20 protein-coding genes, 9 tRNA genes, 2 rRNA genes and 1 riboswitch (1 of these 32 only partly in view) are annotated in these 24,719 nt (G+C 37.2%); of the genes, 26 read left to right on the top strand and 5 right to left on the bottom strand.

Annotation, left to right across the window (positions count from 1 at the left end):
- From ACXKY9_RS00885 to ACXKY9_RS00980, 20 genes are all read left to right on the top strand, one after another.
- Positions 1 to 475 (top strand): 23S ribosomal RNA (locus ACXKY9_RS00885); it begins 2,448 nt to the left of the window's first position.
- A 90-nt stretch (positions 476 to 565) separates the two neighbouring features.
- A 5S ribosomal RNA gene (gene rrf, locus ACXKY9_RS00890) occupies positions 566 to 681 on the top strand.
- A 9-nt stretch (positions 682 to 690) separates the two neighbouring features.
- A tRNA-Asn gene (locus ACXKY9_RS00895) sits at positions 691 to 765 on the top strand.
- A 4-nt stretch (positions 766 to 769) separates the two neighbouring features.
- Positions 770 to 842: transfer RNA gene (locus tag ACXKY9_RS00900), tRNA-Thr, on the top strand.
- A 24-nt stretch (positions 843 to 866) separates the two neighbouring features.
- Positions 867 to 941: transfer RNA gene (locus tag ACXKY9_RS00905), tRNA-Glu, on the top strand.
- Positions 942 to 946: 5 nt separating this feature from the next.
- Positions 947 to 1,022 (top strand) — tRNA-Val (locus tag ACXKY9_RS00910).
- A 17-nt stretch (positions 1,023 to 1,039) separates the two neighbouring features.
- A tRNA-Tyr gene (locus tag ACXKY9_RS00915) sits at positions 1,040 to 1,123 on the top strand.
- 65 nt (positions 1,124 to 1,188) lie between these two features.
- Positions 1,189 to 1,263: transfer RNA gene (locus ACXKY9_RS00920), tRNA-Gln, on the top strand.
- 5 nt (positions 1,264 to 1,268) lie between these two features.
- Positions 1,269 to 1,341: transfer RNA gene (locus ACXKY9_RS00925), tRNA-Lys, on the top strand.
- An 8-nt stretch (positions 1,342 to 1,349) separates the two neighbouring features.
- A tRNA-Gly gene (locus ACXKY9_RS00930) sits at positions 1,350 to 1,421 on the top strand.
- A 10-nt stretch (positions 1,422 to 1,431) separates the two neighbouring features.
- Positions 1,432 to 1,504: transfer RNA gene (locus tag ACXKY9_RS00935), tRNA-Ala, on the top strand.
- 117 nt (positions 1,505 to 1,621) lie between these two features.
- A complete protein-coding gene (locus ACXKY9_RS00940) occupies positions 1,622 to 2,767 on the top strand; it encodes a glycerate kinase (RefSeq protein ID WP_000869581.1) in 1,146 nt (381 codons plus the stop codon).
- Between the two features lie 210 nt (positions 2,768 to 2,977).
- Positions 2,978 to 3,871, top strand: a complete 894-nt coding sequence (gene rocF / locus ACXKY9_RS00945) for an arginase (RefSeq protein ID WP_000711563.1) — start codon at positions 2,978 to 2,980, stop codon at positions 3,869 to 3,871.
- A 248-nt stretch (positions 3,872 to 4,119) separates the two neighbouring features.
- Positions 4,120 to 4,941, top strand: a complete 822-nt coding sequence (gene cdaA / locus ACXKY9_RS00950; RefSeq protein WP_001115697.1) for a diadenylate cyclase CdaA — start codon at positions 4,120 to 4,122, stop codon at positions 4,939 to 4,941.
- The gene (locus ACXKY9_RS00955) at positions 4,934 to 6,421 is read left to right on the top strand and encodes a CdaR family protein (protein WP_000359614.1); all 1,488 of its coding nucleotides are present in this window, start codon (positions 4,934 to 4,936) and stop codon (positions 6,419 to 6,421) included. Before cdaA ends, ACXKY9_RS00955 begins: the two co-directional genes overlap by 8 nt.
- A complete protein-coding gene (gene glmM, locus ACXKY9_RS00960; RefSeq protein ID WP_000521476.1) occupies positions 6,414 to 7,760 on the top strand; it encodes a phosphoglucosamine mutase in 1,347 nt (448 codons plus the stop codon). Before ACXKY9_RS00955 ends, glmM begins: the two co-directional genes overlap by 8 nt.
- 288 nt (positions 7,761 to 8,048) lie before the next feature.
- Entirely contained in the window at positions 8,049 to 8,234 is a 186-nt protein-coding gene (locus ACXKY9_RS00965) for a hypothetical protein (protein ID WP_001206405.1), read from the top strand.
- Between the two features lie 12 nt (positions 8,235 to 8,246).
- A complete protein-coding gene (gene glmS, locus ACXKY9_RS00970; RefSeq protein WP_000334163.1) occupies positions 8,247 to 10,049 on the top strand; it encodes a glutamine--fructose-6-phosphate transaminase (isomerizing) in 1,803 nt (600 codons plus the stop codon).
- 275 nt (positions 10,050 to 10,324) lie between these two features.
- On the top strand, positions 10,325 to 12,289 hold the full coding sequence (locus tag ACXKY9_RS00975; protein ID WP_000864888.1) for a S9 family peptidase: 1,965 nt from the start codon (positions 10,325 to 10,327) through the stop codon (positions 12,287 to 12,289).
- 107 nt (positions 12,290 to 12,396) lie between these two features.
- Positions 12,397 to 12,963, top strand: coding sequence for a DUF4256 domain-containing protein (locus ACXKY9_RS00980; RefSeq protein ID WP_000147390.1), 567 nt, complete (start codon positions 12,397 to 12,399; stop codon positions 12,961 to 12,963).
- Between the two features lie 72 nt (positions 12,964 to 13,035).
- Here ACXKY9_RS00980 and ACXKY9_RS00985 read toward each other — a convergent pair whose 3' ends face one another.
- Positions 13,036 to 13,542, bottom strand: a complete 507-nt coding sequence (locus ACXKY9_RS00985; protein ID WP_000236359.1) for a DoxX family membrane protein — start codon at positions 13,540 to 13,542, stop codon at positions 13,036 to 13,038.
- A gap of 395 nt (positions 13,543 to 13,937) precedes the next feature.
- On the opposite strand from ACXKY9_RS00985, the gene ACXKY9_RS00990 reads away from it, so the two are divergent.
- A complete protein-coding gene (locus ACXKY9_RS00990; protein ID WP_002100645.1) occupies positions 13,938 to 14,714 on the top strand; it encodes an SDR family oxidoreductase in 777 nt (258 codons plus the stop codon).
- Between the two features lie 38 nt (positions 14,715 to 14,752).
- Here the strand turns inward: ACXKY9_RS00990 and ACXKY9_RS00995 are convergent, their stop codons facing one another.
- From ACXKY9_RS00995 to ACXKY9_RS01010, 4 genes are all read right to left on the bottom strand, one after another.
- Positions 14,753 to 15,421 carry a methionine ABC transporter permease gene (locus ACXKY9_RS00995; RefSeq protein ID WP_000527151.1) on the bottom strand — a complete coding sequence of 223 codons (669 nt, stop codon included), beginning with the start codon at positions 15,419 to 15,421 and terminating at the stop codon, positions 14,753 to 14,755.
- On the bottom strand, positions 15,396 to 16,436 hold the full coding sequence (locus ACXKY9_RS01000) for a methionine ABC transporter ATP-binding protein (protein WP_000571306.1): 1,041 nt from the start codon (positions 16,434 to 16,436) through the stop codon (positions 15,396 to 15,398). The genes ACXKY9_RS00995 and ACXKY9_RS01000 overlap by 26 nt, the downstream gene beginning before the upstream one ends.
- Positions 16,437 to 16,448: 12 nt before the next feature.
- A complete protein-coding gene (locus tag ACXKY9_RS01005) occupies positions 16,449 to 17,261 on the bottom strand; it encodes a MetQ/NlpA family ABC transporter substrate-binding protein (protein ID WP_000756992.1) in 813 nt (270 codons plus the stop codon).
- A gap of 85 nt (positions 17,262 to 17,346) precedes the next feature.
- A riboswitch (SAM riboswitch) is annotated at positions 17,347 to 17,461 on the bottom strand.
- 79 nt (positions 17,462 to 17,540) lie between these two features.
- The gene (locus ACXKY9_RS01010; RefSeq protein WP_000643863.1) at positions 17,541 to 18,449 is read right to left on the bottom strand and encodes an NAD(P)-dependent alcohol dehydrogenase; all 909 of its coding nucleotides are present in this window, start codon (positions 18,447 to 18,449) and stop codon (positions 17,541 to 17,543) included.
- A gap of 157 nt (positions 18,450 to 18,606) precedes the next feature.
- Between ACXKY9_RS01010 and ACXKY9_RS01015 the strand changes: the two genes are divergently transcribed.
- The 5 genes from ACXKY9_RS01015 to ACXKY9_RS01035 all read left to right on the top strand — a co-directional run bounded on the left by ACXKY9_RS01015 (position 18,607) and on the right by ACXKY9_RS01035 (position 24,578).
- Complete coding sequence (locus tag ACXKY9_RS01015) at positions 18,607 to 19,371, top strand: DUF6612 family protein (protein WP_000733611.1); 765 nt, start codon at positions 18,607 to 18,609, stop codon at positions 19,369 to 19,371.
- A gap of 66 nt (positions 19,372 to 19,437) precedes the next feature.
- Positions 19,438 to 20,874: an FAD-binding oxidoreductase gene (locus tag ACXKY9_RS01020; protein WP_000746286.1), complete on the top strand. Its 1,437-nt coding sequence runs from the start codon at positions 19,438 to 19,440 to the stop codon at positions 20,872 to 20,874.
- Positions 20,871 to 21,404, top strand: a complete 534-nt coding sequence (locus tag ACXKY9_RS01025; protein WP_000222367.1) for an MFS transporter — start codon at positions 20,871 to 20,873, stop codon at positions 21,402 to 21,404. Before ACXKY9_RS01020 ends, ACXKY9_RS01025 begins: the two co-directional genes overlap by 4 nt.
- A gap of 78 nt (positions 21,405 to 21,482) precedes the next feature.
- Complete coding sequence (locus tag ACXKY9_RS01030; RefSeq protein WP_000674048.1) at positions 21,483 to 23,201, top strand: DUF3981 domain-containing protein; 1,719 nt, start codon at positions 21,483 to 21,485, stop codon at positions 23,199 to 23,201.
- A gap of 117 nt (positions 23,202 to 23,318) precedes the next feature.
- Positions 23,319 to 24,578, top strand: a complete 1,260-nt coding sequence (locus ACXKY9_RS01035) for a multidrug effflux MFS transporter (RefSeq protein WP_228161169.1) — start codon at positions 23,319 to 23,321, stop codon at positions 24,576 to 24,578.
- Positions 24,579 to 24,719 lie beyond the last annotated feature (141 nt).

Genomic DNA, 24,719 nt, shown 5'->3' on the forward strand with positions numbered 1-24,719 from the left:
AACGGATAAAAGCTACCCCGGGGATAACAGGCTTATCTCCCCCAAGAGTCCACATCGACGGGGAGGTTTGGCACCTCGATGTCGGCTCATCGCATCCTGGGGCTGTAGTCGGTCCCAAGGGTTGGGCTGTTCGCCCATTAAAGCGGTACGCGAGCTGGGTTCAGAACGTCGTGAGACAGTTCGGTCCCTATCCGTCGTGGGCGTAGGAAATTTGAGAGGAGCTGTCCTTAGTACGAGAGGACCGGGATGGACGCACCGCTGGTGTACCAGTTGTTCTGCCAAGGGCATAGCTGGGTAGCTATGTGCGGAAGGGATAAGTGCTGAAAGCATCTAAGCATGAAGCCCCCCTCAAGATGAGATTTCCCATAGCGTAAGCTAGTAAGATCCCTGAAAGATGATCAGGTTGATAGGTTCGAGGTGGAAGCATGGTGACATGTGGAGCTGACGAATACTAATAGATCGAGGACTTAACCATATAATATGTAGCAATGTTATCTAGTTTTGAAGGAATATGCATTAAAATTTCTTCTTGACATTTCGAAAGAAATGTTTATAATGATAAAAGTCTGGTAATGATGGCAGAGAGGTCACACCCGTTCCCATACCGAACACGGAAGTTAAGCTCTCTAGCGCCGATGGTAGTTGGGACCTTGTCCCTGTGAGAGTAGGACGTTGCCAGGCTAATATTATTCCGCAGTAGCTCAGTGGTAGAGCTATCGGCTGTTAACCGATCGGTCGTAGGTTCGAGTCCTACCTGCGGAGCCATTATGCTTCCATAGCTCAGCTGGTAGAGCACTTCCATGGTAAGGAAGAGGTCACCGGTTCAAGCCCGGTTGGAAGCTTGGGAATAGGTTTAAAACTTTTTTGGCCCGTTGGTCAAGTGGTTAAGACACCGCCCTTTCACGGCGGTAACACGGGTTCGAATCCCGTACGGGTCACCACTTTTGGAGGATTAGCTCAGCTGGGAGAGCACCTGCCTTACAAGCAGGGGGTCGGCGGTTCGATCCCGTCATCCTCCACCATATATATTTAAAATGTCGGAGGGGTAGCGAAGTGGCTAAACGCGGCGGACTGTAAATCCGCTCCTTCGGGTTCGGCAGTTCGAATCTGCCCCCCTCCACCATTTTCTTTAAAATAACCTGAGAGGGTTTATTTTTTTGAAAAGATAACCATACTAGTAAATATTAATGGGCTATAGCCAAGCGGTAAGGCAACGGACTTTGACTCCGTCATGCGCTGGTTCGAATCCAGCTAGCCCAGCCATTTACGAGCCATTAGCTCAGTTGGTAGAGCATCTGACTTTTAATCAGAGGGTCGAAGGTTCGAGTCCTTCATGGCTCATCATTTTTGCGGAAGTAGTTCAGTGGTAGAATACAACCTTGCCAAGGTTGGGGTCGCGGGTTCGAATCCCGTCTTCCGCTTAATTAATAAGGGGCCTTAGCTCAGCTGGGAGAGCGCCTGCCTTGCACGCAGGAGGTCAGCGGTTCGATCCCGCTAGGCTCCATCTAAATAAAAAAGCTTACATCATATGATGTAAGCTTTTTTTGTGTTTAAAAAGACAACTTTTATACTTGTCGTTTAAAATGAAGAAAACGTAAAAATAAGGGATGGGGAGATAATTGTGAAAGTTGTTATTGCATCTGATTCATATAAAGAAAGCCTAAAAGCTATAGAAGTATGTGGAGCTATTGAAAGAGGTTTTAGAGCAATTTTTCCTAATGCAGAGTATGTGAAAATACCAATTGGAGATGGAGGAGAAGGGACGGTTGAATCACTTGTTGATGCTACAGGGGGGAGAATTATATCAATTAGTGTGACAGGACCGCTTAGAGAAGGTATACAAGCTTTTTATGGCATTTCTAAAGATAAAAAGACAGCGTTTATAGAAATGGCAGCAGCATCAGGATTACAGCACGTTCCAGTTGAAAAGCGCAACCCACTTATTACAACGACAAAAGGAACAGGAGAACTTATATTACATGCGCTAGATCAAGGAGTGGAGTACATAATTTTAGGACTTGGCGGAAGTGCTACAAATGATGGTGGGGCAGGTATGTTAGCAGCTTTAGGAGTAAGATTTATAAATGACAAGGGTGAAGTAATAGATCCATCTGGAGGCACATTACATTCGATTGTTGCTATTGATTTTTCACAAATGGACCCCCGCTTAAAGGGGGTAAAGATAGAAGCGGCATGTGATGTGGATAATCCATTAGTCGGAATGCAGGGAGCATCTTTCATATTTGGGAGACAAAAGGGTGCAAATGTAGAGATGATGAAAGAGCTAGATGAGAATTTACAACATTATGCGAATATGCTTAAACGATATGTATCTTTTGATGTATCTGAAATACCTGGTGCAGGGGCAGCGGGAGGAATGGGAGCGGCTGTTATTTCAGTGTTAAAGGGAGACTTGCGGAGGGGCATTGAAATTGTATTAGATTATACAAATTTCGATAAACATATAGAAGATGCAAATCTCATTATAACTGGTGAAGGTAGAATAGATAAACAAACTGCATATGGAAAGGCTCCTGTGGGTGTTGCGGGGCGTGCAAAACGTTTTTCTGTGCCTGTAATTGCTATTGGAGGGTCTGTATCATCTGATTATTCAGCTGTGTACGAGAAAGGAATAGATGCGGTATTTAGTATTACAACGAGACCGATGACACTAGAAGAAGCATATAAAGTAGCAGAAGAAAATATTGAAATGACAACAAAAAATATTGCAATAGTATGGAAAATAGCATCAGAAAAACACTTCTAAATGTAGGAGTGTTTTATTATTATTATTTAATAATAGTGATTGCGATTGTTTCATTAAGTTAACTTTATACATAGAATAGTCTTGAAATTTGGTTTTCAGTATGAATATAAGTGAATAAATTGTATATCCATACAGAAAAATGTCGAGTTGAGTCAGACTATATAAAAGATTTAAAATATTTAGTGAAGGCATAAAAGGGGGATACTATCTATGAAAAAGGAAATCTCAGTTATTGGAGTTCCAATGGATTTAGGACAGATGCGTCGTGGAGTTGATATGGGACCGAGCGCGATCCGTTATGCAGGGGTAATTGAAAGAATTGAAGAAATTGGATATGACGTTAAAGATATGGGAGATATATGTATAGAGAGAGAAAAAGAGATAGATGAAAATACAAAATTAAGAAACCTTACACAAGTTGCAACTGTATGTAATGAATTAGCAAGTAAGGTGGATCATATTATAGAAGAAGGTCGTTTTCCACTTGTATTAGGTGGTGACCATAGTATTGCTATCGGTACATTAGCTGGTGTAGCAAAACATTATAAAAACTTAGGCGTTATTTGGTATGATGCACACGGTGATTTAAATACAGAGGAAACTTCACCATCTGGAAATATTCATGGTATGTCACTTGCAGCAAGTTTAGGTTATGGACATTCTTCACTTGTAGATTTATACGGAGCATATCCAAAGGTGAAAAAAGAGAATGTCGTAATTATCGGTGCGCGTGCATTGGATGAAGGAGAAAAAGATTTCATTCGCAATGAAGGTATTAAAGTGTTCTCAATGCATGAAATTGATCGTATGGGGATGACGGCTGTTATGGAAGAAACAATCGCATATTTATCTCATACTGATGGTGTACACTTATCATTAGATTTAGACGGTCTTGATCCTCATGATGCACCAGGTGTTGGAACGCCTGTAATTGGCGGTCTATCTTATCGTGAAAGTCATTTGGCGATGGAAATGTTAGCAGAAGCTGATATTATCACATCTGCTGAATTTGTTGAGGTAAATACGATTTTAGATGAGAGAAATAGAACGGCAACAACAGCAGTTGCTTTAATGGGTTCTTTATTCGGTGAAAAACTAAAATAAATGTAAGAAAAGCAACTGAGAAGTTGCTTTTTTTATTTGAAAATAGGCGTATAATAATGATTTATATTATACTGTACAATAAAAATGTTTGACATCTTACCAATTTGAGCTAAAGGGGGTTGTTTGTAATTGTCGTTTGTTTCATGTATGGTATAATTAACTAGTTGTTGGAAATACATACAGATAGAGCATAAAACAATATTTCAATATATGGATAGAATTGCTCGTAAGTAGGAGGAAGGGATAGCATGCCTTTTGAAGATACGACCATTTTGAAATATCTTAGTACGGCATTAGATATTGCCATTGTATGGTTTATTATATATAAGCTAATTCTTATAATCCGAGGGACAAAAGCTGTTCAACTTTTAAAAGGGATTACAGTTATTATCGTCGTTAAGATGATCAGTATTTTCCTTGAATTGCGTACGCTATCTTGGCTAACTGAACAAGTATTAACGTGGGGATTTTTAGCCGTTATTATTATCTTTCAGCCAGAATTGCGAAGAGCACTTGAGCAGCTAGGGCGCGGAAGTTTATTTTCGCGTGTTGGAACGCATGAGGATGATGAACCTGAAATGGTTGCAACAGCGATAGCAAAAGCAACCGAATATATGGGGAAACGTAGAATTGGTGCATTAATTACTTTGTCAAAAGAGACCGGTATGGGTGATTATGTGGAAACGGGTATTCCGCTGAATGCAAACGTATCATCGGAATTACTTATTAATATTTTTATTCCAAATACACCTCTTCATGATGGAGCGGTAATTATGCAAGGAAGTACAATTAAAGCAGCAGCATGCTATCTTCCATTATCAGAAAGTCCGTTTATTTCTAAAGAATTAGGAACTAGACATCGTGCTGCAATGGGAGTTAGTGAAGTTACTGATAGTATTACAGTAGTTGTGTCTGAAGAAACTGGTCAAATTTCTTTAACGAAAAATGGTAAGTTGCATCGTGATTTGAAGACAGAACAGCTGAAGGATATGTTATTAGCTGAATTTAGTGGAAACGAAAAAACGACTTCTTCGTCTTTATGGAATTGGAGGAGAAAGCGTCATGGATAAGTTAATGGAGAATCATTGGTTTTTAAAAGGGATCTCATTACTATTGGCGTGTATGCTTTTTATGTCAGCGACGTTAACTGAAAAAAATACGACATCAGTTATATTACCTTTTGCAAATGATACGAAAGAAACATTAACTAATTATGCTATTAATCTTAAGTATGATGAGGAGAAATATATTGTAAGTGGTATTCCGGCAGAGGGCGTTAAAGTAAAATTAGAAGGCCCAAAAGCATCAGTTGCTACAGCAAAAGCAAAAAAACAATTTGACATACCAGTTGATTTGCGAGATAGTCCAAAAGGAACTTATGAGATTTCTTTAAAAACGAACGGGCTTCCAGATGATGTGAAAGGAACAGTTCAGCCATCAACAATTAAAGTTACTCTTCATGAAAAGGCGAGAAAATATGTTCATGTAGATCTGAAATTATCAAATGAGGATCAGATGCCAGCGGGGGCTACTCTAGAAAAATCAAGCCTTAAACCGGATACTGTTGAGGTAGTTGGGACGAAAGAAGAAATTGAAAGCATTTCATCTGCCAAAGCGTATGTTGATTTAAAAGGTGTTAATAAAACTGTTACAAAAACGCCCGAAGTTACATTATACAATAAAGAAGGAAAACGTTTAAATGTAAGAACAAGTCCATCTAAGATTAGTGTAACGTTGAATGTGGCAACGCAAAATACAGCCAATAATACTGAAAAAACTGTTCCTGTAACGTATACGAAGAAGGGGAGTTTAGCAGAAGGATTGGCGGTTACAAATATCAGTGTTGAACCGAGAGAAGTAACGATAGCTGGTCCAAAAGATATTTTGGATAATATACAATCGCTAGAGGGGGTCGAAGTAGATCTTAGTCAATTGACAGAGTCTACAACATTCGATGCCTCTGTTTTATTACCCAAGGGTGTAACAAGTGCCAAACCGAATCAAGTGAAGGTTTCGGTGGGAGTGCAAAAAACAAAACAAACGAAAACAAAAACGATTGATGGTATCCCAATCCAGAAAAATGGACTTTCTAAAGATGTTACTGCTCAGCTACTTTCGCCGCAAGATGGAAAGATAAGTGTTGATATTTCAGGAGAAGCAAGTATAGTAGATAAAATAACAGCTGCTCAAATAACAGCGGTAATTAATCTGCAAAATGTATCTCCAGGAACGAAAGATATTTCAATTCAAGTGAGTGGTCCTGGTAATATTTCAATAGAGCCAAAACAAAAAAGTGCTAAAGTTACTATTGTGAAGAAAGAAAAACCAGATAAAGAAGTACAGGGTAACGGTCAACAACCGGATTCAAACACCGATCAAGAAAATCAAAATGAGAAACCAAAAAATCCTGAACCTGATTCAGAAAAAGAACAGGAAAAGAATCAAAACCAAAATCAAAATCAAGATAAAGATAAAGAAACGAGTCAAGAACCAACAGTAGATAATCACAATCAAAAAGAGCAAGAAAAAGGAGCGAATCATAATGGGTAAATATTTTGGTACAGATGGAGTACGCGGAGTTGCAAATAAGGAGTTAACACCTGAATTAGCTTTCAAAATTGGACGTTTTGGTGGTTATGTATTAACAAAAGATACAGATCGTCCAAAAGTAATTATTGGTCGTGATACACGTGTATCTGGCCATATGTTAGAAGGAGCTTTAGTAGCAGGGCTATTATCAACTGGAGCAGAAGTAATGCGCCTTGGCGTTATTTCTACACCGGGCGTTGCTTATTTAACAAAAGCACTAGACGCACAAGCGGGTGTTATGATTTCTGCATCTCATAATCCAGTACAAGATAACGGTATTAAATTCTTTGGTTCAGACGGCTTTAAATTAACAGATGAGCAAGAAGCTGAGATTGAAGCTTTATTAGACAAAGAAGTTGATGAACTACCACGTCCGACAGGTACTAATCTTGGACAAGTGAGTGATTACTTTGAAGGTGGACAAAAATATTTACAGTACATTAAACAAACTGTTGAAGAAGATTTCTCTGGCCTACATATCGCTTTAGATTGTGCACATGGTGCAACTTCTTCTCTTGCTCCATACTTATTTGCAGACCTAGAAGCTGATATTTCAACGATGGGAACTTCTCCAAATGGTATGAATATTAATGAGGGTGTAGGATCTACACATCCAGAAGGCTTAGCTGAATTGGTAAAAGAAAAAGGTGCGGATATCGGACTTGCTTTTGATGGCGATGGCGACCGTTTAATTGCTGTAGACGAAAAAGGAAACATCGTTGACGGTGATCAAATTATGTTCATTTGTGCGAAGTACATGAAAGAAACTGGTCAATTAAAACATAATACAGTTGTTTCAACTGTTATGAGTAACTTAGGTTTCTACAAAGCACTTGAAGCAAATAATATTACAAGTGATAAAACAGCAGTTGGTGACCGCTACGTAATGGAAGAAATGAAGCGCGGAGGTTACAACCTAGGTGGAGAACAATCAGGCCATATTATCTTACTTGATTACATTACAACTGGTGATGGAATGTTAAGTGCACTTCAACTTGTAAACATCATGAAAATGACGAAAAAGCCATTATCTGAACTTGCAGGGGAAATGACGAAATTCCCACAATTGCTAGTAAACGTTCGTGTAACAGATAAAAAATTAGCATTAGAAAATGAAAAAATTAAAGAAATTATTCGTGTTGTAGAGGAAGAAATGAACGGTGATGGCCGTATTCTTGTTCGCCCATCTGGAACAGAGCCACTTATTCGTGTAATGGCAGAAGCACCAACACAAGAAGTTTGTGATGCATATGTACATCGCATTGTAGAAGTTGTGAAAGCCGAAGTTGGCGCTGAATAATTAGCTGAATTTATATGAAAAAGGAGCACAAAAAGTGCTCCTTTTTCATATGTTTTATAGACGATGAAAAAAATTTCATTGACGGTTTATCCATGTTTGTTATAAGATGGTCTTGTTCTTTTTCTCAAAGGAAATATTGTAAATCATAAAAGCGCCAGAACTACAAATAGTGTAGTTGACGAGGTGGGGTTTATCGAGATTTCGGCGGATGACTCCCGGTTGTTCATCACAACCGCAAGCTTTTACTTAAATCATTAAGGTGACTTAGTGGACAAAGGTGAAAGTGTGATGAGAGAAGAGGAACGGATGAAAACTAGCTGTATAAGTATATACGGACTTAAACCCAATCGAGAGGAAGGTGAAAGCCGTTACAAGCTTACAGGGCTAGCAATATGTAATCCGTTTTTTAGTATAAATAAAAATGGTATCGGACTATGTCGTTACATGTTCGCAGAGCAGTGTAAGCATTTGTAACGGCGACTAAACATGTGTGGAATCGTAGGATTTATTGGAGAGCAAGATGCAAAGGAAATTTTATTAAAAGGTTTAGAAAAGCTAGAATATCGTGGATATGATTCAGCAGGTATTGCAGTACAAGCAGAGAACGGTGTTGTTGTATACAAAGAAAAAGGCCGTATCGCAAAACTTCGTGAAATCGTAGATGAGAACGTAGCAGCAAGCGTAGGTATCGGACACACACGCTGGGCTACACACGGTGTTCCAAGTAAAGTAAACGCGCATCCGCATCAAAGTACATCAAAACGCTTTACATTAGTTCATAACGGTGTAATTGAAAACTATGAATTAGTGAAAAAGGAATATTTACAAGATGTAACGTTCGTAAGTGAAACAGATACAGAGGTTATCGTACAGCTTATGGAACAACAAGTGAGCACAGGATTAAGTGTAGAAGAAGCGTTCCGTAATACGCTATCTCTTTTACATGGCTCTTATGCAATCGGATTACTTGATGCTGAAAATCCAAACATGATTTATGTTGCTAAAAACAAAAGCCCGCTATTAGTAGGTGTTGGTGACAACTTTAATGTTGTGGCAAGCGACGCTATGGCGATGTTACAAGTTACAGATCAATTCATTGAGTTAATGGATAAAGAAATCGTAATCGTAACGAAAGAAAGTATTACAATTAAAAACTTACAAGGTGAAACGATTGAACGTGCACCGTTTACAGCGGAATTAGACGCAAGTGATATTGAAAAGGGAACATATCCTCATTTCATGCTTAAAGAAATCGATGAGCAACCACTTGTAATCCGTAATATAATTCAAAAGTATCAAGATGAAAATGGCGAAATTGAATTAAATCAAGACATCCGCAATGCGATTTTAGATAGCGATCGCATTTACATCATTGCATGTGGAACGAGTTATCATGCAGGTCTTGTTGGAAAACAATTTATCGAGAAGTTTGCAAAAATGCCAGTTGAAGTACACGTGGCAAGTGAATTCTCTTACAACATGCCATTATTAACAGAAAGACCATTCTTCATTTACATTTCACAAAGTGGTGAAACAGCTGATAGCCGTGCAGTACTTGTACAAACAAATGAAATGGGGCATAAAGCATTAACAATTACAAACGTGCCTGGTTCTACGCTTTCTCGTGAAGCTGATTATACACTTCCGTTATACGCTGGACCAGAAATTGCAGTTGCATCAACGAAAGCTTACACAGCACAGCTTGCAGTACTTTCAATTTTAGCGGCTGATATTGCTAAAGCAAAAGGTGAAGTTCTTGATTTCGATTTAACACACGAACTAGGACTTGTAGCAAATGCAATGATAGAACTTTGTGATCAAAAAGAAGAAATGGACGCATTAGCAAAACAATTTTTAGCAACAACGCGTAACTGTTTCTTCATCGGCCGTAGCGTAGACTTCTACGTAGGATTAGAAGGTGCGTTAAAACTAAAAGAAATCTCTTACATCCAAGCAGAAGGATTCGCTGGAGGAGAGTTAAAACACGGTACAATCGCTTTAATTGAAAATGGTACACCAGTTATCGCACTTGCTACACAAGAGCACGTAAACCTTGGAATTCGTGGTAACGTGAAAGAAGTAGTAGCACGCGGGGCTAACCCATGTATCATCTCAATGAAAGGCTTAGAAATGGAAGGTGACAGCTTCGTATTACCAGCTGTACACGAAGCGCTAGCACCGCTAGTAGCAGTTATTCCATTACAACTTATCTCATACTACGCAGCACTTCACCGCGAGTGTGACGTTGATAAGCCACGTAACTTAGCTAAGTCTGTTACTGTTGAGTAGGAGATTGGTAGGTTAATAAATATAGTTATAGCTTTAAAATAAATTTACAAATTTGCACCCCTTTAGATATTTTATCTAAAGGGGTATTTTTGTGTCGAAAAAGAACATCTAAAATTGATAAGCGGAAAGAGCCCTATAGATTAAAGTTTTACTTTATCGGATTCACTTTTATTTATCTGAATTTTCCGTTACTATTTTAAGTATCCGTGAACAATTTCCTTTATTACGACAAGAAGAGACGGTAGATTCATGGACATTACAAGGGGGCTTATTATATGAAAGTGAAAGCAAAAACATATTTAAGTATAGAAGAGATTATTTCATTACCAACCGTATCAAGTACAAACATAAGTGATGATGGTAAAAACGTAGCATTTGTTAAGAAGACGGCTGATTGGAAAGACAATACATATAGGAATCATGTATGGATATATGAAAAAGATAAGAAGCAGAGTTACCCATTATCAAATGGTGATATAGATAGTACACACCCATTATGGTCTCCAGATGCTAGGTGTATCGCATATCTTAGTCCAGTTGGTGACGGGGAAAATCAGATATTTGTTAAGTCACTAGATGATTATAGAGAGGTTCAAATTACTGATGAGAAAGAAGGAGTCAGTACATTCAAATGGGGTCCTACTGGCAAGGGGCTTTATTATGTTACGCAGTCAAAAGAATGTGAAGAGATAAAGAAACGTAAGGAGCTATATGGAGATTTTCAACATATAGGTAAGGAACACCAGAATGATTGTTTATATTACATTGAAATAGAAAAGGTGATACAAAGTGATACAGATGAACACGAGAACAGAGTTGTTTATCAATTAACGGATGGTAAGGACTTTCATATCCATGAATTTGATATTTCAAATGATGGTAAAAAGGTTGTATTTATAACGACACCAAGCTCAAATATGGCAGATTATATAAATGGAGATCTATACATACTCCATATTAAAGCTGGAGAGCTACAAAAGCTGAATGTGGATAAGTTGTTGGGAGGGAGTGTTTGCTTTTCTCCTGACGGCAGTAAAATATGTTACACAGCAAGCATAAGAGAGAAGGATTACTATAGAAACCATATACAAGATAGTACGTTAGAGATATATGATATGAATACTGGAGAGGTAATTCAGCCTCTAACAAACTTTGATAGTACAGTTATGCCATTACAGTGGACAGCTAAAGGAATTTTAATTAGATGGCAGGATAAAACGAATTATCGTATTGGATTACTAGCTGAAGATGGCACTGTGGAAGCATTAAGCGACAAGATAGATGGCTTTATAATGGATGCCTCTATAACAAAGGATGGAAATCATATAACCTATAATAAGGCTATAACAAATGAAACCTTTGAAATCTATTTAGACGATAAAAAAATAACGGATGAAAATAGCTTTTTCAAAGGGAAACTTAAAAGTAACAGGGAAATCATCTCATGGAAAAGTAGTGATGGTCTTGAAATAGAAGGTGTTTTATCAACGCCAGTAGAGTTTGACACTAATAAAAAATATCCTTTATTAGTAGTAATTCACGGTGGTCCGGCTTGGGCATCTTTTCCGATATTTTCAGACTGCTTCAATGAGAAATATCCGATTGAACAGTTTGTTGAAAAAGGCTTTATCGTTTTAGAGCCAAATTACAGAGGAAGTTCAGGTTATGGTAATGAATTTTTAAAAGCTAACTATAGAAAACAGGGGATTGCTGACTACGACGATGTTATATCAGGAGTTGATAAACTAGTTGATCAAGGGATAGTAGATAAAGATAGAGTAGGAGTTATGGGATGGAGCAACGGTGGATATTTATCAGCTTTTTGTTCTACATTTAGTAGCAGGTTTAAAGCTATTTCAGTTGGCGGTGGAATAACTAACTGGAGTACCCATTATGTAAATACAGATATACCTTACTTTATTAGAATGTATTTAGGAAATACTCCATGGAATGATCCAGATATATATACGAAGACATCACCTATGACGTATATTAAATCAGCTTGTACGCCTACCTTAATTCAACATGGGGAAAAGGATGCAAGAATTCCGATTACAAATGCATATGATCTATATCAAGGATTAATGGATATGGAAGTTGATACAGAATTAATTATATTTAAAGGAATGGCATATAGTTCTGACCAACCAGGAGTTCATGTGGCTATTATGAAGCAGAACTTGATGTGGTTTTCACACTATATGCTTGAAGAGAGTATGGAGGGTTTTAGGACTTTGTAATAGATGTTTGTACAAGACATATGATTGAAACGGTCTTCATATTGAGATGATTTATTATAAAATATATACTTAAACTACTATCAGTACATACATCAGGGAGGACTAATATGACAGGAAATAAAAATGACTTACTAGTAGAAAAACGTGAAGAGTTATTGAAAGTATTGCAAGCTCGTTTTGAGAAAAACATGAACCGCCATGAAGGTCTTGAATGGGCTAAAGTTGAAGCAAAGCTGACTACTAATAATGAAAAATTGTGGTCACTTAACGAAATGGAAGTAACTGGTGGTGAGCCGGATGTTATTGGTTATGATGAAGAAAAGGACGAATATACTTTCTATGATTGTTCAAAGGAGAGTCCTAAAGGCCGCAGAAGTCTTTGTTATGATCTTGAAGCGTTAGAATCAAGAAAAAAGCATAAACCAGAAAATAACGCTATTGATGTGGCGGCCGCTATGGGTATTGAGTTATTAACGGAAGAACAATATCGAGAGTTACAACAACTTGGAGATTTTGATATGAAATCATCGAGTTGGGTACAAACACCTTCAGATATTAGAGAGCTTGGTGGTGCTCTATTTTGCGATTATCGCTTTGGACATGTTTTCGTGTACCACAATGGAGCAGACTCTTACTATGCTGCCAGAGGCTTTCGTGGTTCATTAAAAGTTTAAATTAGGATAAATAAGAAAAAGAGCCTATATTCAGGCTCTTTTTCTTATTTATATTTTAAAAGTAAATTGTTACTACGCAGTTTTACTTAATTTATATGTTCTGTGGTTGTTTTTACGGAAAAGTTTAGGGAAAACATAGCCATCTAATCCAATACGTCCAGCGTTCTGCCCTGCAACTAAAATGAACATAGTCAAAATAAGCAGGTTTGGGTTTACACTAACAGTTCCGCTTAATAAAAATGAAAGATTCATTATGATTCCGAAAAATGCAGCTGTTTTTGTTAATCCGCCTAAAATCAAACCTAGACCTACTAAAATTTCTCCCCATTGAACTAAAAAGCTAAATAGGTCTGCGTTTGGAAGGACAAAATGTTGAAGGAAATCTGCCCACCAACTTTGTACTGCAGGGTGGTCCCCTGATGCTTGAGCAATAGCACCCTTTAGAAAGCCACTTGCGTCAAAAGATTGTCCGAAGACTTTGCCTATCCCAGCAGCGAACCATGTATATCCTATGTAAAGTCGTAAAAGTAATAATATGAAAGTAGCACGTTTATCAGTTCTTAAAAAATTGATAACCATTGAAATCCCTCCAATATTGTATTTACACGTTTATTATATATCCAATGTGAAAAGATTCACAATGGAGAGAATGTGAACAAGGATAGGTTGTGAATAATTGTTTTATTTTTTGTAACATTTTATCTGCTTTGATAAACTAAGAATAGAGATATATGTAAAGGAGACAAAGACTCAATATGTGGATGAACTTGTAATGATTAGAAACTACTAGATAGATAAATTTTGCTCTCATAAGCGAGGGTTTATTTAGTTATCTGTAAATCATTCAAGGAATGCATATTTGGCTTGTACATCCCTTTTATAAGGATAGGTGCCTATTTTATGTATCTGTCTTTTTTGTGGGAAAGTTTATATCTCTTATATAAAATATGCGTCCTTTAAACTTGGAGGAGTATATGATGAACCAATTAAAAAATAAAGTAGCAGTTATTACAGGGGTAAGTCGTCTAGATGGTATAGGGGCAGCGATTTGTAAAGAATTAGCTGAATCAGGATACGATATATTTTTTACGTATTGGACAGCTTACGATAAAGAGATGCCTTGGGGCGTTGATAAAAATGAACAAATACAATTAAAAGAAGAGTTACTAAAAAACGGTGTTAAAGTATCAAGTATGGAGTTAGATTTAACTCAGAATGATGCACCAAAAGAGCTTATAAATAAAGTTACTGAACAATTAGGGTACCCTCATATATTAATTAATAATGCAGCATATTCTACGAATAATAATTTCTCTACGTTGACTGCTGAAGAATTAGATAAGCATTATATGGTAAATGTTCGTGCGACTACATTGCTCAGTAGTCAATTTTCCCGGGGATTTGATAAGAAATCTGGTGGTAGAATTGTTAATATTACTTCGGGGCAATTTCAAGGTCCTATGGCAGGAGAACTAGCTTATGCGACAACGAAGGGAGCTATTGATGCTCTTACTAGTACGTTGTCAGCAGAGGTAGCTCATTTAGGAATAACAGTGAATGCAATTAATCCAGGACCAACCGATACAGGATGGATGACTGAAGAGATAAAACAAGGGTTAAAGCCGATGTTTCCTTTTGGCAGAATTGGTGAGCCAAGGGATGCAGCTAGACTCATTAAATTTTTAGTAAGTGAAGAGGCCGAGTGGATTACTGGGCAAGTTATTCATTCAGAAGGTGGATTTAAAAGATAAAAAAGAAGGCATCTCACCAGGGTGAGATGCCTTCTTTTTTAATCTTTCTTCAATCTTCGTGCAACACCATTCCCTAAAGATTGTAATCCTTGAACGAGGATAATTAAAATAAAGACGGTTGCATACATTACTTCAGGCTCGTAGCGTAAATGTCCGAAGCGGTATGCTAAATCCCCTAGCCCGCCAGCACCTACAAGGCCAGCCATTGCTGTTGCGCCGATTAAGCCGATCGTTGCGATTGTTAATCCGAGTACAAGGGAGGGACGTGCTTCTTTCACCATAACGTGCCAAATGATTTTTATAGTAGAAACGCCCATCGCTTGGTAGGCTTCAATGACACCGCGATCGACTTCTAGTAAAGCTGTCTCCATTAAACGTGCGATATAAGGGGCTGTGAAGACGACAAGCGGTACGATAACACCTTGCACGCCAATGGACGTTCCCATTAGAAACTTTGTAAAAGGTAAAATAAAGAATAATAGAATGATAAATGGAAGAGAGCGAATGATATTAATAATTGTATTAAGAATAGGATAGATGATTTTATTTTCACGCTGCCCACCAGGTCTCGTTAAAACAAGTGTGACGCCAAGTGGTAATGCAATAAGGATCGAGATGAGTAATGAGATAGATGTCATTTGAAAGGTTTGGATTGTGGCTTCCCATATGACTTTACCCCATTCATCCAAAAAGGACTTGTTTCCCATAATCTGTTCTACCTCCTTCTACGATGATTCCTTGCTCTTGTAAAAATGATAAAGCACGGTGGATTTCATTTTGTTCCCCTTGCATATGAACGACTAGTTTCCCATATGCTTCATGTTTTAACTGCGTAATATTACCGGATAAAATATTCGGATACACTTGGAAACGTTTTGTGGCAACGGCTAAGGCAGGTTCCCCTGAAGTAGTGCCAATAAATGAAAGTGTTACAATTTCTCCAGTACTTTGTAGTTCTTTCTGTACCTCTTTTGGAATTTTCGCTGCAAATGCGCTATTTACAAATTTCTTCGTGGTTACATGTTGTGGGTTTGTGAAAATATCTTTTACAGTCCCACTTTCGACTACAGATCCATGTTCCATAATAGTAACGCGGTCACATATACGCTGGATGACATTCATTTCATGTGTAATGAGTAAAATCGTAATTCCGATTTCTTCGTTAATCTTTAATAACAAATCAAGGATAGAATCGGTTGTTTCGGGATCTAATGCGCTCGTTGCTTCATCACTTAATAACACTTCAGGTTCATGTGATAGCGCACGAGCAATTGCAACACGCTGTTTTTGACCACCAGAAAGTTCGCTTGGATACGCATCTTTTCGATTAAAAAGATCGACAATGCGTAAATACTTTTCTACTCTTTTTTCAATTTCTGCTTTTGGAATGCCAGCAAGCCGTAACGGTAATGCGATATTTTCATAAACGGTAACAGTTTTAAGTAAATTGAATCCTTGGAAGATCATTCCGATTTTTTGTCTCGCTTTTGCTAGTTCTTTTGTCGATAACGTTGTTAAGTCTTGTTCGTTTACAATGATATTTCCTGTCGTTGGTTTTTCTAATAAATTTACACATCGAATCAATGTACTTTTACCAGCGCCACTATACCCAATGATTCCAAATATCTCGCCTTTTTCTACTTTAAGGGAAGTAGACTTAAGAGCCTCAACATTCCCTTTTTTTGTTGTAAATACTTTGGATATGTTTTTTAATTCAATCATTATCGTCAGCTCCTACCAAGATGGTAAAACTGAACCATCAAATTTTTTCTCGATAAACTCTTTTACTTCCTTAGACTGATAAGCTTTCTTTAATTTATTTACAACGGCATCATCTTTATTTTCAGTACGAACAACGACCCAGTTCACATATGGTGAATCTTTTCCTTCGCGGAAGATAGAATCTTTCGCTGGACTTAATTTTGCACCTAATGCAAAGTTTGTGTTAATTGCAGCTGCTTTCACTTCACTTAGTTGCGTTGGTAATTGAGATGCCTCTAATTCGACAATCTTTAATTTTTTTGGATTTTCAATTACATCTTTTGCAGTCGCTTTTTCTGTAGCCTTTGGATCAACTTTTAAAACCCCTGCTTTTTCAAATAATTTTAAAGCTCGAAGTTCATTTGTTGGGTCATTTGGTACAGCAATTGCATCGCCCTCTTTTAAGTCTTTTACATCTTTTATATCTTTAGAATATACGCCCATAGGGAATGTTACTGTTGAAAATACTTCAGCTAATTTCATATTGCGTTCAGCTTTAAATACATCTAAATACGATTTCGTTTGGTAACTATTTACATCAAGGCTTTTTTCATCTAATGATACGTTTGGCGCTACATAATCATTAAATACTTTTATATCAATTTCGAGACCATCTTTTGCTGCAACTTCTTTTACCTTTTCAAAAATTTGTTCATGTGGTCCACCTGTTACACCGACAGTAATCTTTTTCTCGTCTAATGCTTTTACCTCTTTATCTGAACTCACGCTACATGCGCCTAATAATAATACTGCTCCGCTTACAATGCTTAATAATACCTTTTTCATCTATAAATCCCCCTTCATATACGTTCCAAAATAAAAAGCACCTCCCAAAAATAAGAGAGGTGCCGAATAGACGAAATAGATTCCTCTCTTATCTTCCAAAACGAAAACTCGTTTTGCAGGAATTAGCACCTTAGCTTATACGTCATAAGCTCGGTTGCCGGGCATCATCGGGCCAGTCCCTCCGCCACTCTTGATAAGAGTATGTGTATGTAGTTTTGAATATGGTACTAATAGTAAATCGTACAAAAAGAATTGTCAATGATATTTTCGGAATATATTTTATTTTAAGATAATCGAAACATTCCCCTTTTTATGTCCTTTTTCTACATATATATGAGCTTCAGCAATTTCTTCTAATCGGTAAGTTCTATCAATAACAGGTTTTAGCTTTTCTGTTTCAGCTAGTTGTTTTAGCAGGTTCATATCTTCTTTACTGACCTTTGCCATCATTCCGTTCACAGATACATATTTTCCATTAGGCATTAATGCATCTGTACAAAGAGACTTTTTATATTTTCCAACTGCATCAAATATAATATCGTAGTGCTCGCCCCGCTTAGTAAAATCTTCTTTCATATAATCAATTACGTTGTCTGCCCCTAAAGTTGTTACTAAATCGAAATTCGAACTACTACAAATGGCTGTGACAGTCGCCCCGAAGTATTTAGCAAGTTGTATGGCAGCTGTCCCTACTGACCCAGAGGCGCCGTATATAAGTACTCGTTGCCCTTTTTTTATCTGTCCTTTTCTAAGGAAGTGCAATGCTGAAGTTCCGCCAAAAGGAATAACGGCAGCTTCTTCATATGTCACATTGGTAGGTTTTAATGCTATTAATCCACTTTCATGCACGCATGTGTATTCCGCATAACCACCAAGGTTTAGTTCTGTTAATGCAAAAACTTGATCTCCTTTTTTAAATTGTGTTACATCTGTTCCAATGTCTTCGATTTCACCGGATAACTCTACGCCAAGTATAGGTTTTCTCGGTTTTCTGAAACCTAATATGATCCGCATAGGAATCCAAAATAAGAGGGGGCTATTAAAGCCACGTATTCTACAATCTCCAGTCGATACACTTGTTGCGTGAATTTTAACTAACACTTCATTTTTTTTAGGTTTAGGCTTTTCTACATTTTGAAGCTGGAGAACATTAGGTGGTCCGTACTTTGTACAAATAATCGCTTTCATAATGACCTCCTGAAATGAGTTGTTATTATTTACATCATATTTAAACTTTTTCTCAAACATGTTGTTATATAGGAAATAAATTTAAAGATAAATATTACGAATTATATAGATTTCATAGGAAAAGAGATGATATTATTTTTGGGAAGGAGGGGACGTTATGAAAAAACTTATTTTAATTTCAAGTTTAGTACTTGCAGTCGGTCTAGGAGTAGGGTGTAGTAATGAGAAAACAAAAAAGACTGACGAACCGAAAAAAGAAGCTGTGCAGAAAGAAAAGGAATTAACAGCGAAGGATGTTTTTAATAAAGCGAATGAAGCTTTTAAAAACGAAGAAAATGTAACGATGACATATGATGTGGGAATAAAGGCTGAAGGAACAGAGATGAATGTAATAAAGGCTAAAATGCAACTAGAGCCGAAGAAAAAAAATTCTCGTTCTGAAATGAATGTTTCTGGTACAGAGGTTGTTGTTTATGATGTGGGTGGCAAAATTGCTGGTCAGTTGAAAAATCCTAATACGGGTGAAATTATGTCTGTACCAGAGGAACAATTGAATGCTAACGGAATGAACGCGACTCAAGGAATGGTAGATAATTTAGAGATTCCATCGGAAATTTTAAATAAAGTGAAGATGGAGAAAAGTGGAGATAATTATAAGCTGAAGTTTGCATTAAAAGGGCAAGAGACAGAGAGTATGCTAGCTAGTATGGATGAAAAGCAGAAAAAAATGCTACAAGGCCAAAATGCAAAGATAGAAGAAATAGATGGGGAATATATTATTACAAAAGATTTTAAATATGAATCAGCAAAGATAGATATGGTTATGAGTAGCAATGGTGAGGATAAAGCGCACATTATTACGGATGCAAAGTTTACATCGTATGATAAATTTGATCCAATACAATTGCCAGCAGCAAAGTAATCACTGTCAAGAGAGGTACCTGAAAGAAAGGGTATCTCTTTTTGTTGCTAATAAGGAGAGTGTCCTTTGAAAAAAAGAAAGATAGCAGTGGTCATTGTCGCATATACGGTTTTGCTTGCAACGTCTGTACATACGTATAAAAAACAAATTGATCATCCTATTATGAGTGATGTAGGTAAATTGCTTCCGACAAAAATAAAACGTGTTGAAAGTGCTACGGAAGAGCACTCGTTAATAAAATTAGTGCGAGATGCAAAAGTTTCAGGAGAGAAAATTTCCATCGCAGGCATGCAACATAGCCAAGGAGGACAGACATATTATCCGAATGGCACGATGCTCGATATGAAAGGATATAATAAAATATTAGAATTTGATCCAGAGAAGAAGCGGATTACAGTTCAAAGTGGTGTCACCTGGAATGATATTCAGAAGAAAATAAATCCTTATGGCCTTGCGGTACAGGTCATGCAGTCTCAAAATATTTTTACTGTTGGCGGTTCATTAAGTGTAAATGTACACGGGCGTGATATTCGTCATGAGGCACTGATTGATACAGTAGATTCATTTAGATTGTTAATGGCAGATGGCACGGTACGTAATGTAAGTAGAGAAGAAAATGCAGAGTTATTTCCATATGTCATTGGGGGTTACGGTTTATTTGGAGTTATTTTAGATGTGACGCTGAAGTTAACAGATGATGAATTATATGAAATGCACACGAGAATGATAGATTATAAAGAATACGCATCTTATTTCAAAGAGAAAGTGAAAAGAGATGAGAATGTTCGTATGCACTTAGCGCGTATTTCTGTTGCTCCAAATTCATTTTTAAAAGAGATGTATGTGACAGATTATACTTTGGCACAAAATCAAAATATGAGAGAAGAGTACAGTGAATTAAAGGAAGAAAATATTATAGCTGCACCGAAATTTTTGCTTGGGTTATCACGTTATAGTGATTGGGGAAAGAATACATTTTGGGATATACAAAGAGGTTATTTTGAACGTACAGATGGAAAGTATGAGACGCGTAATAATGTTATGAGATCAGATAGTGCTTTTATGGAATATGAAAATCCAAATAGGACCGAAGTGTTACAAGAATACTTTGTACCTATAGATGCTTTCACAGAGTATATAGATGATTTACGTAACGTATTAAATGAAGATGAGTTTAATTTACTCAACATTACGATTCGTTACGTGGAAAAGAATGAAAATGCAGTTTTGTCCTATGCGAAAGATGATATGTTTGCGCTGGTTCTTTTGATTAACCAGGGACGCTCAGAGAGTGAGATAAAGAAAACAGAGGATGTCATTCGAAAGATGATTGATGTTACTTTAAAGCATAATGGTAGTTACTATTTGCCGTATTATTCTTATCCAACGAAAGAGCAGTTAAAGAGGGCATATCCTCGCATTGAAGAATTTCTCAAGAAAAAGAAGGAAATAGATTCAGAAGAGAGATTTGTGAATTTATTTTATAGGGAGTATACGAAATGACATATAGAAGATTTGTGGCTTCGCAAAGTATCATCATGATGGCAGGAAGTATGGTATTTCCTTTTTATATATTATTGCTTCGAAACGTTGGAAATAGCTTCTCGCAATTTGGCTGGGCGTATGGCTTATTTGCTTTAACATCAGCACTTGTATATCCACTAGTGGGAAAGGTATCTGATCAAGTAGGGGATAAAAAATTATTAATCATATACGCTTGGTCCATGGCAATCTTAATGCTTTGCTTTCCAATTGCCACGGAAGTTTGGCATGTGTATATTCTTCAAATTGTAATGGGCGTTTTAGGTGCTGTGCAGCGTAATACTGAGAAGACTTCGTTAGCACGAAAGGTTGCGCAGGAAAAGGCTGGTTATGAGATTGGAAAATACCATGTGTGGACATCCATTGGCGGAGCAGTAGCGGTTATTGCCACGGGATATTTAGTAGATTTCTTTACGATTGGTACAATTTTTTATATTGCATCTATTCTATATGTAGTGAGCGGGATTGTATTAAGTAGTAAAAAAATATAACTATTCCTATTTTCACCTTAATAACCTTTATTTGTTATACTAAAAGGGAATACAAAAGAAAAGGGGACAGTGCCTTTGATGAAATTTGTAGTTTTAGCTATTCTTACTTTGTTTTTGATTCCATGGACAAGAAGTAGTAGTAAGCTTCGAGCAGTGGATAAGAAGGGAGATAAGAAGGTTGTAAAGGGTAAGAAATCATCTATTTTAGTTATTCCTGTTTTATTTTGGATAGGTATTGCAATCTATGAATACTTTTGGCTAATTGATGATCGAGTAGATTCGATTCTTACTCATTATTCTGTTGCAGTAGCAATTTTAATTGGGCTTGTTTTATTTTCACAAGATCAAATAGGGAAATTAGAAGGTACATTAAAAGGACTTCTAATGTTTATTTTACTCGCAAGTTACGGCTACTTTGGTTATTTGCACGATATAGTAATCTCGCAAAAGAAATATGATTCTGTTGTTAAGGTAGAGAAAGATATTTCAGAGCCATTTACTGAAAATGACCAGCCGTTTACAGTGCCGCCAAAGACAGCGGAGAATAAGATGAAAAAAGTATTTGGTGATATTCCAAAAGTAGCTTATTTTGAGCTAGGAGAATTAACGCCACAAATGGTAAACGGCGAGGCTTTATATGTAGCGCCGATTGAAGTTTCAGGATTTTTTAAAGCGCGTAAAGCTGAGACAATTCCAGGGTACGTAACGATGTCAGGTACGAATCCTGATGCGGAAGCGAAACTGCACCTCGGTTATAAAATGAAATATGTGCCAAGCATGTTTTTTGGTAATAATTTAGAGCGTGTGGTAAGGCAAGCAGAACCAAATTTAATCTTTAAAGGAAAACCTAAATTTGAGGTTGATGATAAAGGAAAACCATATTATACAATGACGTATGGTGAATTTATTTCAGGAAGATCTGGATTTGAGGTAGAAGGTGTTGTCGTAGTAGATGCACAAACAGGTGAAGTGAAAAGATATGATAAAGGAAAGGCACCTAAATTTGTTGATGGTGTATTAAATCATGAGACTGCATCTACGTTAAATACGTACTTTGGCAAATATATTCACGGATTTTGGAATACGAAATTCTCGCAAACAGATATGAAAATTCCGACTGAGTGGGGAACGAAAGAAGGCGTGACCCCGATCTTTGGTAAAGATGGAACACTGTATTATTTTACAGACTTTACTTCTCCAAAAGAAGGAGTAGATTCAGCTCTAGGCTATTCATTAGTAGATGCACGCACAGGCAAGCTATATTACTATAATGGAAAAGAAGTAAAGGGGATTATGGATGGTTCAGCAGCTACAGAAGTAGTAGATAATTCCTTTAAGAGAGAGAAATGGCATGGGACAATGCCTGTCATTTATAACGTATACGGTAAACCAGCTTGGATTATTCCGGTTGTTGATGACGGAGGCCTAGTACGTGCGCATACAGTTGTATATGCTGCTAATGCAAAAATATTTGCGACAGGTTCTTCGCAGAAAGAAGCGCTTGAGAATTATAAAAACGTAATGAGCGGTAATGGTGATACATTTAGACCAACCTCAACAGGAAAAGAAGCGCAAAAAGAAGGTATTGTACAACGTGTATATAAAGAAAAATCAGGTGAAAATACAATCGTGTACGTACTTTTAGAAAATGAACAAAAGGTATTTATGATACCGGTGAAGAAATTCCCATATGCTATGTTTACAGAAGTAGGAGATCCAATTCAAATTACATATTTAGATACGGGAGAGACGATGGCCTCGGTATCTAAATTTACGAATAGCAATGTGAAAAAATAAAGCGGTAGAATTTCTATCGCTTTTTTTACATTATGAAAGAGGAAAATGCACTGTACTTGACGTATGTTTATGATGTAACTATAATTGTTACGATTCAGTGTGTATAGGAAAGGGTGAATTGAAAAAGTGAATGAAGTTAATCACGAAATATATAAACCTGTAAAGGCAAACAGGTTGTGGATGATTCTTGTATTAGGGACACTTACGGCGATTGGGCCATTATCTATTGATATGTATTTGCCTTCATTACCGAAGTTAACGGATGACTTGCAAACAGGTGCATCCCTAGCGCAGCTTACATTAACAGCTTGTTTGCTTGGGTTGTCAGTAGGGCAATTATTTGTTGGCTCAATTAGTGATATTTACGGAAGACGCAAACCACTTATTATTGCTCTTATTATTTATGTTGCTTCTTCTTTACTTTGTGCTGTTGCGCCATCTATTTGGACATTAGTATTATTGCGCTTCCTACAAGGAGCTTCAGGATCAGCCGGGATTGTTATATCACGTGCGATGGTAAGAGATATGTACTCAGGTTCTGAAATGACGAAGTTTTTCTCACTGCTTATGTTAGTAAACGGAGCAGCACCTATTTTGGCACCGATTATTGGGGGGCAATTGTTACAGTTTACAACGTGGCGCGGTGTTTTCATCGTTCTTGGAGCAATTAGCGTATTCATGTTAATCTCAGCTACTTTTGTATTACGTGAAACATTACCTCCTGAAGAAAGAGAAACAGGTGGTTTGTCAGGGACTTTGGCGACGTACGGAAAATTGTTAAAGGACCGTCTATTTATGGGATATGCATTGTCACAAGGATTAGTAACAGCGGCAATGTTTGCATACATTTCGGGCTCACCATTTGTGTTGCAGAACATATACGGAGCATCACCACAGCAATTTAGTTTATTCTTTGCGATTAATGGCCTCGGTATTATTATTGCTAGTCAGGTAACGGGTCGTTTAGCGGGGAAAGTGAATGAGAAGACATTATTTGTTGCGGGTATTATTATCGCAGCTGTTGGTGGCCTATCTTTACTACTGACAATCGTACTAGGAATAGGTTTAATTGGTGTTTTATGTTCGTTATTCCTTGTCGTATCAAGTGTCGGGGTTGTATCAACAACTGGGTTCTCATTAGCGATGAGAAATCAGAAACAAGCTGCAGGAACAGCATCAGCTTTATTAGGTTTATTACAGTTTATTTCAGGAGCTCTTGTTGCTCCGCTAGTAGGTATCGGTGGAAGTAATACAGCATTACCGATGGGTATTGTTATTGCGCTTTGTGAAGTAGGAGCAGTGTTATGTTATCTATTTATGGCCAGAAGAAGTGAGAAACAGTTTGAACTGCAGCAAAAACAAAATCTAGAGGCTTAACAAAAAAGAACTGATTCAAAGGGAATGTTTGAATCAGTTCTTTTTTCATTTCTTTGAAATACCTCATACAGTTTTGTAAGGTGATGTAGTAAAGCATTGCAAAAGTTATTTGTATAAAGTGACGATACTGTGACAAACATG

The sequence above is a fragment of the Bacillus sp. 2175 genome, assembly GCF_057812155.1.

Excerpts from the sequence above, each read along its gene's own strand:
- rocF (WP_000711563.1), top strand. The coding sequence starts at position 2,978 with ATGAAAAAGGAAATCTCAGTTATTGGAGTTCCAATGGATTTAGGACAG.
- cdaA (WP_001115697.1), top strand. The coding sequence starts at position 4,120 with ATGCCTTTTGAAGATACGACCATTTTGAAATATCTTAGTACGGCATTA.
- ACXKY9_RS00955 (WP_000359614.1), top strand. The coding sequence starts at position 4,934 with ATGGATAAGTTAATGGAGAATCATTGGTTTTTAAAAGGGATCTCATTA.
- glmM (WP_000521476.1), top strand. The coding sequence starts at position 6,414 with ATGGGTAAATATTTTGGTACAGATGGAGTACGCGGAGTTGCAAATAAG.
- ACXKY9_RS00965 (WP_001206405.1), top strand. The coding sequence starts at position 8,049 with ATGAGAGAAGAGGAACGGATGAAAACTAGCTGTATAAGTATATACGGA.
- glmS (WP_000334163.1), top strand. The coding sequence starts at position 8,247 with ATGTGTGGAATCGTAGGATTTATTGGAGAGCAAGATGCAAAGGAAATT.
- ACXKY9_RS00975 (WP_000864888.1), top strand. The coding sequence starts at position 10,325 with ATGAAAGTGAAAGCAAAAACATATTTAAGTATAGAAGAGATTATTTCA.
- ACXKY9_RS00980 (WP_000147390.1), top strand. The coding sequence starts at position 12,397 with ATGACAGGAAATAAAAATGACTTACTAGTAGAAAAACGTGAAGAGTTA.
- ACXKY9_RS00985 (WP_000236359.1), bottom strand. The coding sequence starts at position 13,542 with ATGGTTATCAATTTTTTAAGAACTGATAAACGTGCTACTTTCATATTA.
- ACXKY9_RS00990 (WP_002100645.1), top strand. The coding sequence starts at position 13,938 with ATGATGAACCAATTAAAAAATAAAGTAGCAGTTATTACAGGGGTAAGT.
- ACXKY9_RS00995 (WP_000527151.1), bottom strand. The coding sequence starts at position 15,421 with ATGGGAAACAAGTCCTTTTTGGATGAATGGGGTAAAGTCATATGGGAA.
- ACXKY9_RS01000 (WP_000571306.1), bottom strand. The coding sequence starts at position 16,436 with ATGATTGAATTAAAAAACATATCCAAAGTATTTACAACAAAAAAAGGG.
- ACXKY9_RS01005 (WP_000756992.1), bottom strand. The coding sequence starts at position 17,261 with ATGAAAAAGGTATTATTAAGCATTGTAAGCGGAGCAGTATTATTATTA.
- ACXKY9_RS01010 (WP_000643863.1), bottom strand. The coding sequence starts at position 18,449 with ATGAAAGCGATTATTTGTACAAAGTACGGACCACCTAATGTTCTCCAG.
- ACXKY9_RS01015 (WP_000733611.1), top strand. The coding sequence starts at position 18,607 with ATGAAAAAACTTATTTTAATTTCAAGTTTAGTACTTGCAGTCGGTCTA.
- ACXKY9_RS01025 (WP_000222367.1), top strand. The coding sequence starts at position 20,871 with ATGACATATAGAAGATTTGTGGCTTCGCAAAGTATCATCATGATGGCA.
- ACXKY9_RS01030 (WP_000674048.1), top strand. The coding sequence starts at position 21,483 with ATGAAATTTGTAGTTTTAGCTATTCTTACTTTGTTTTTGATTCCATGG.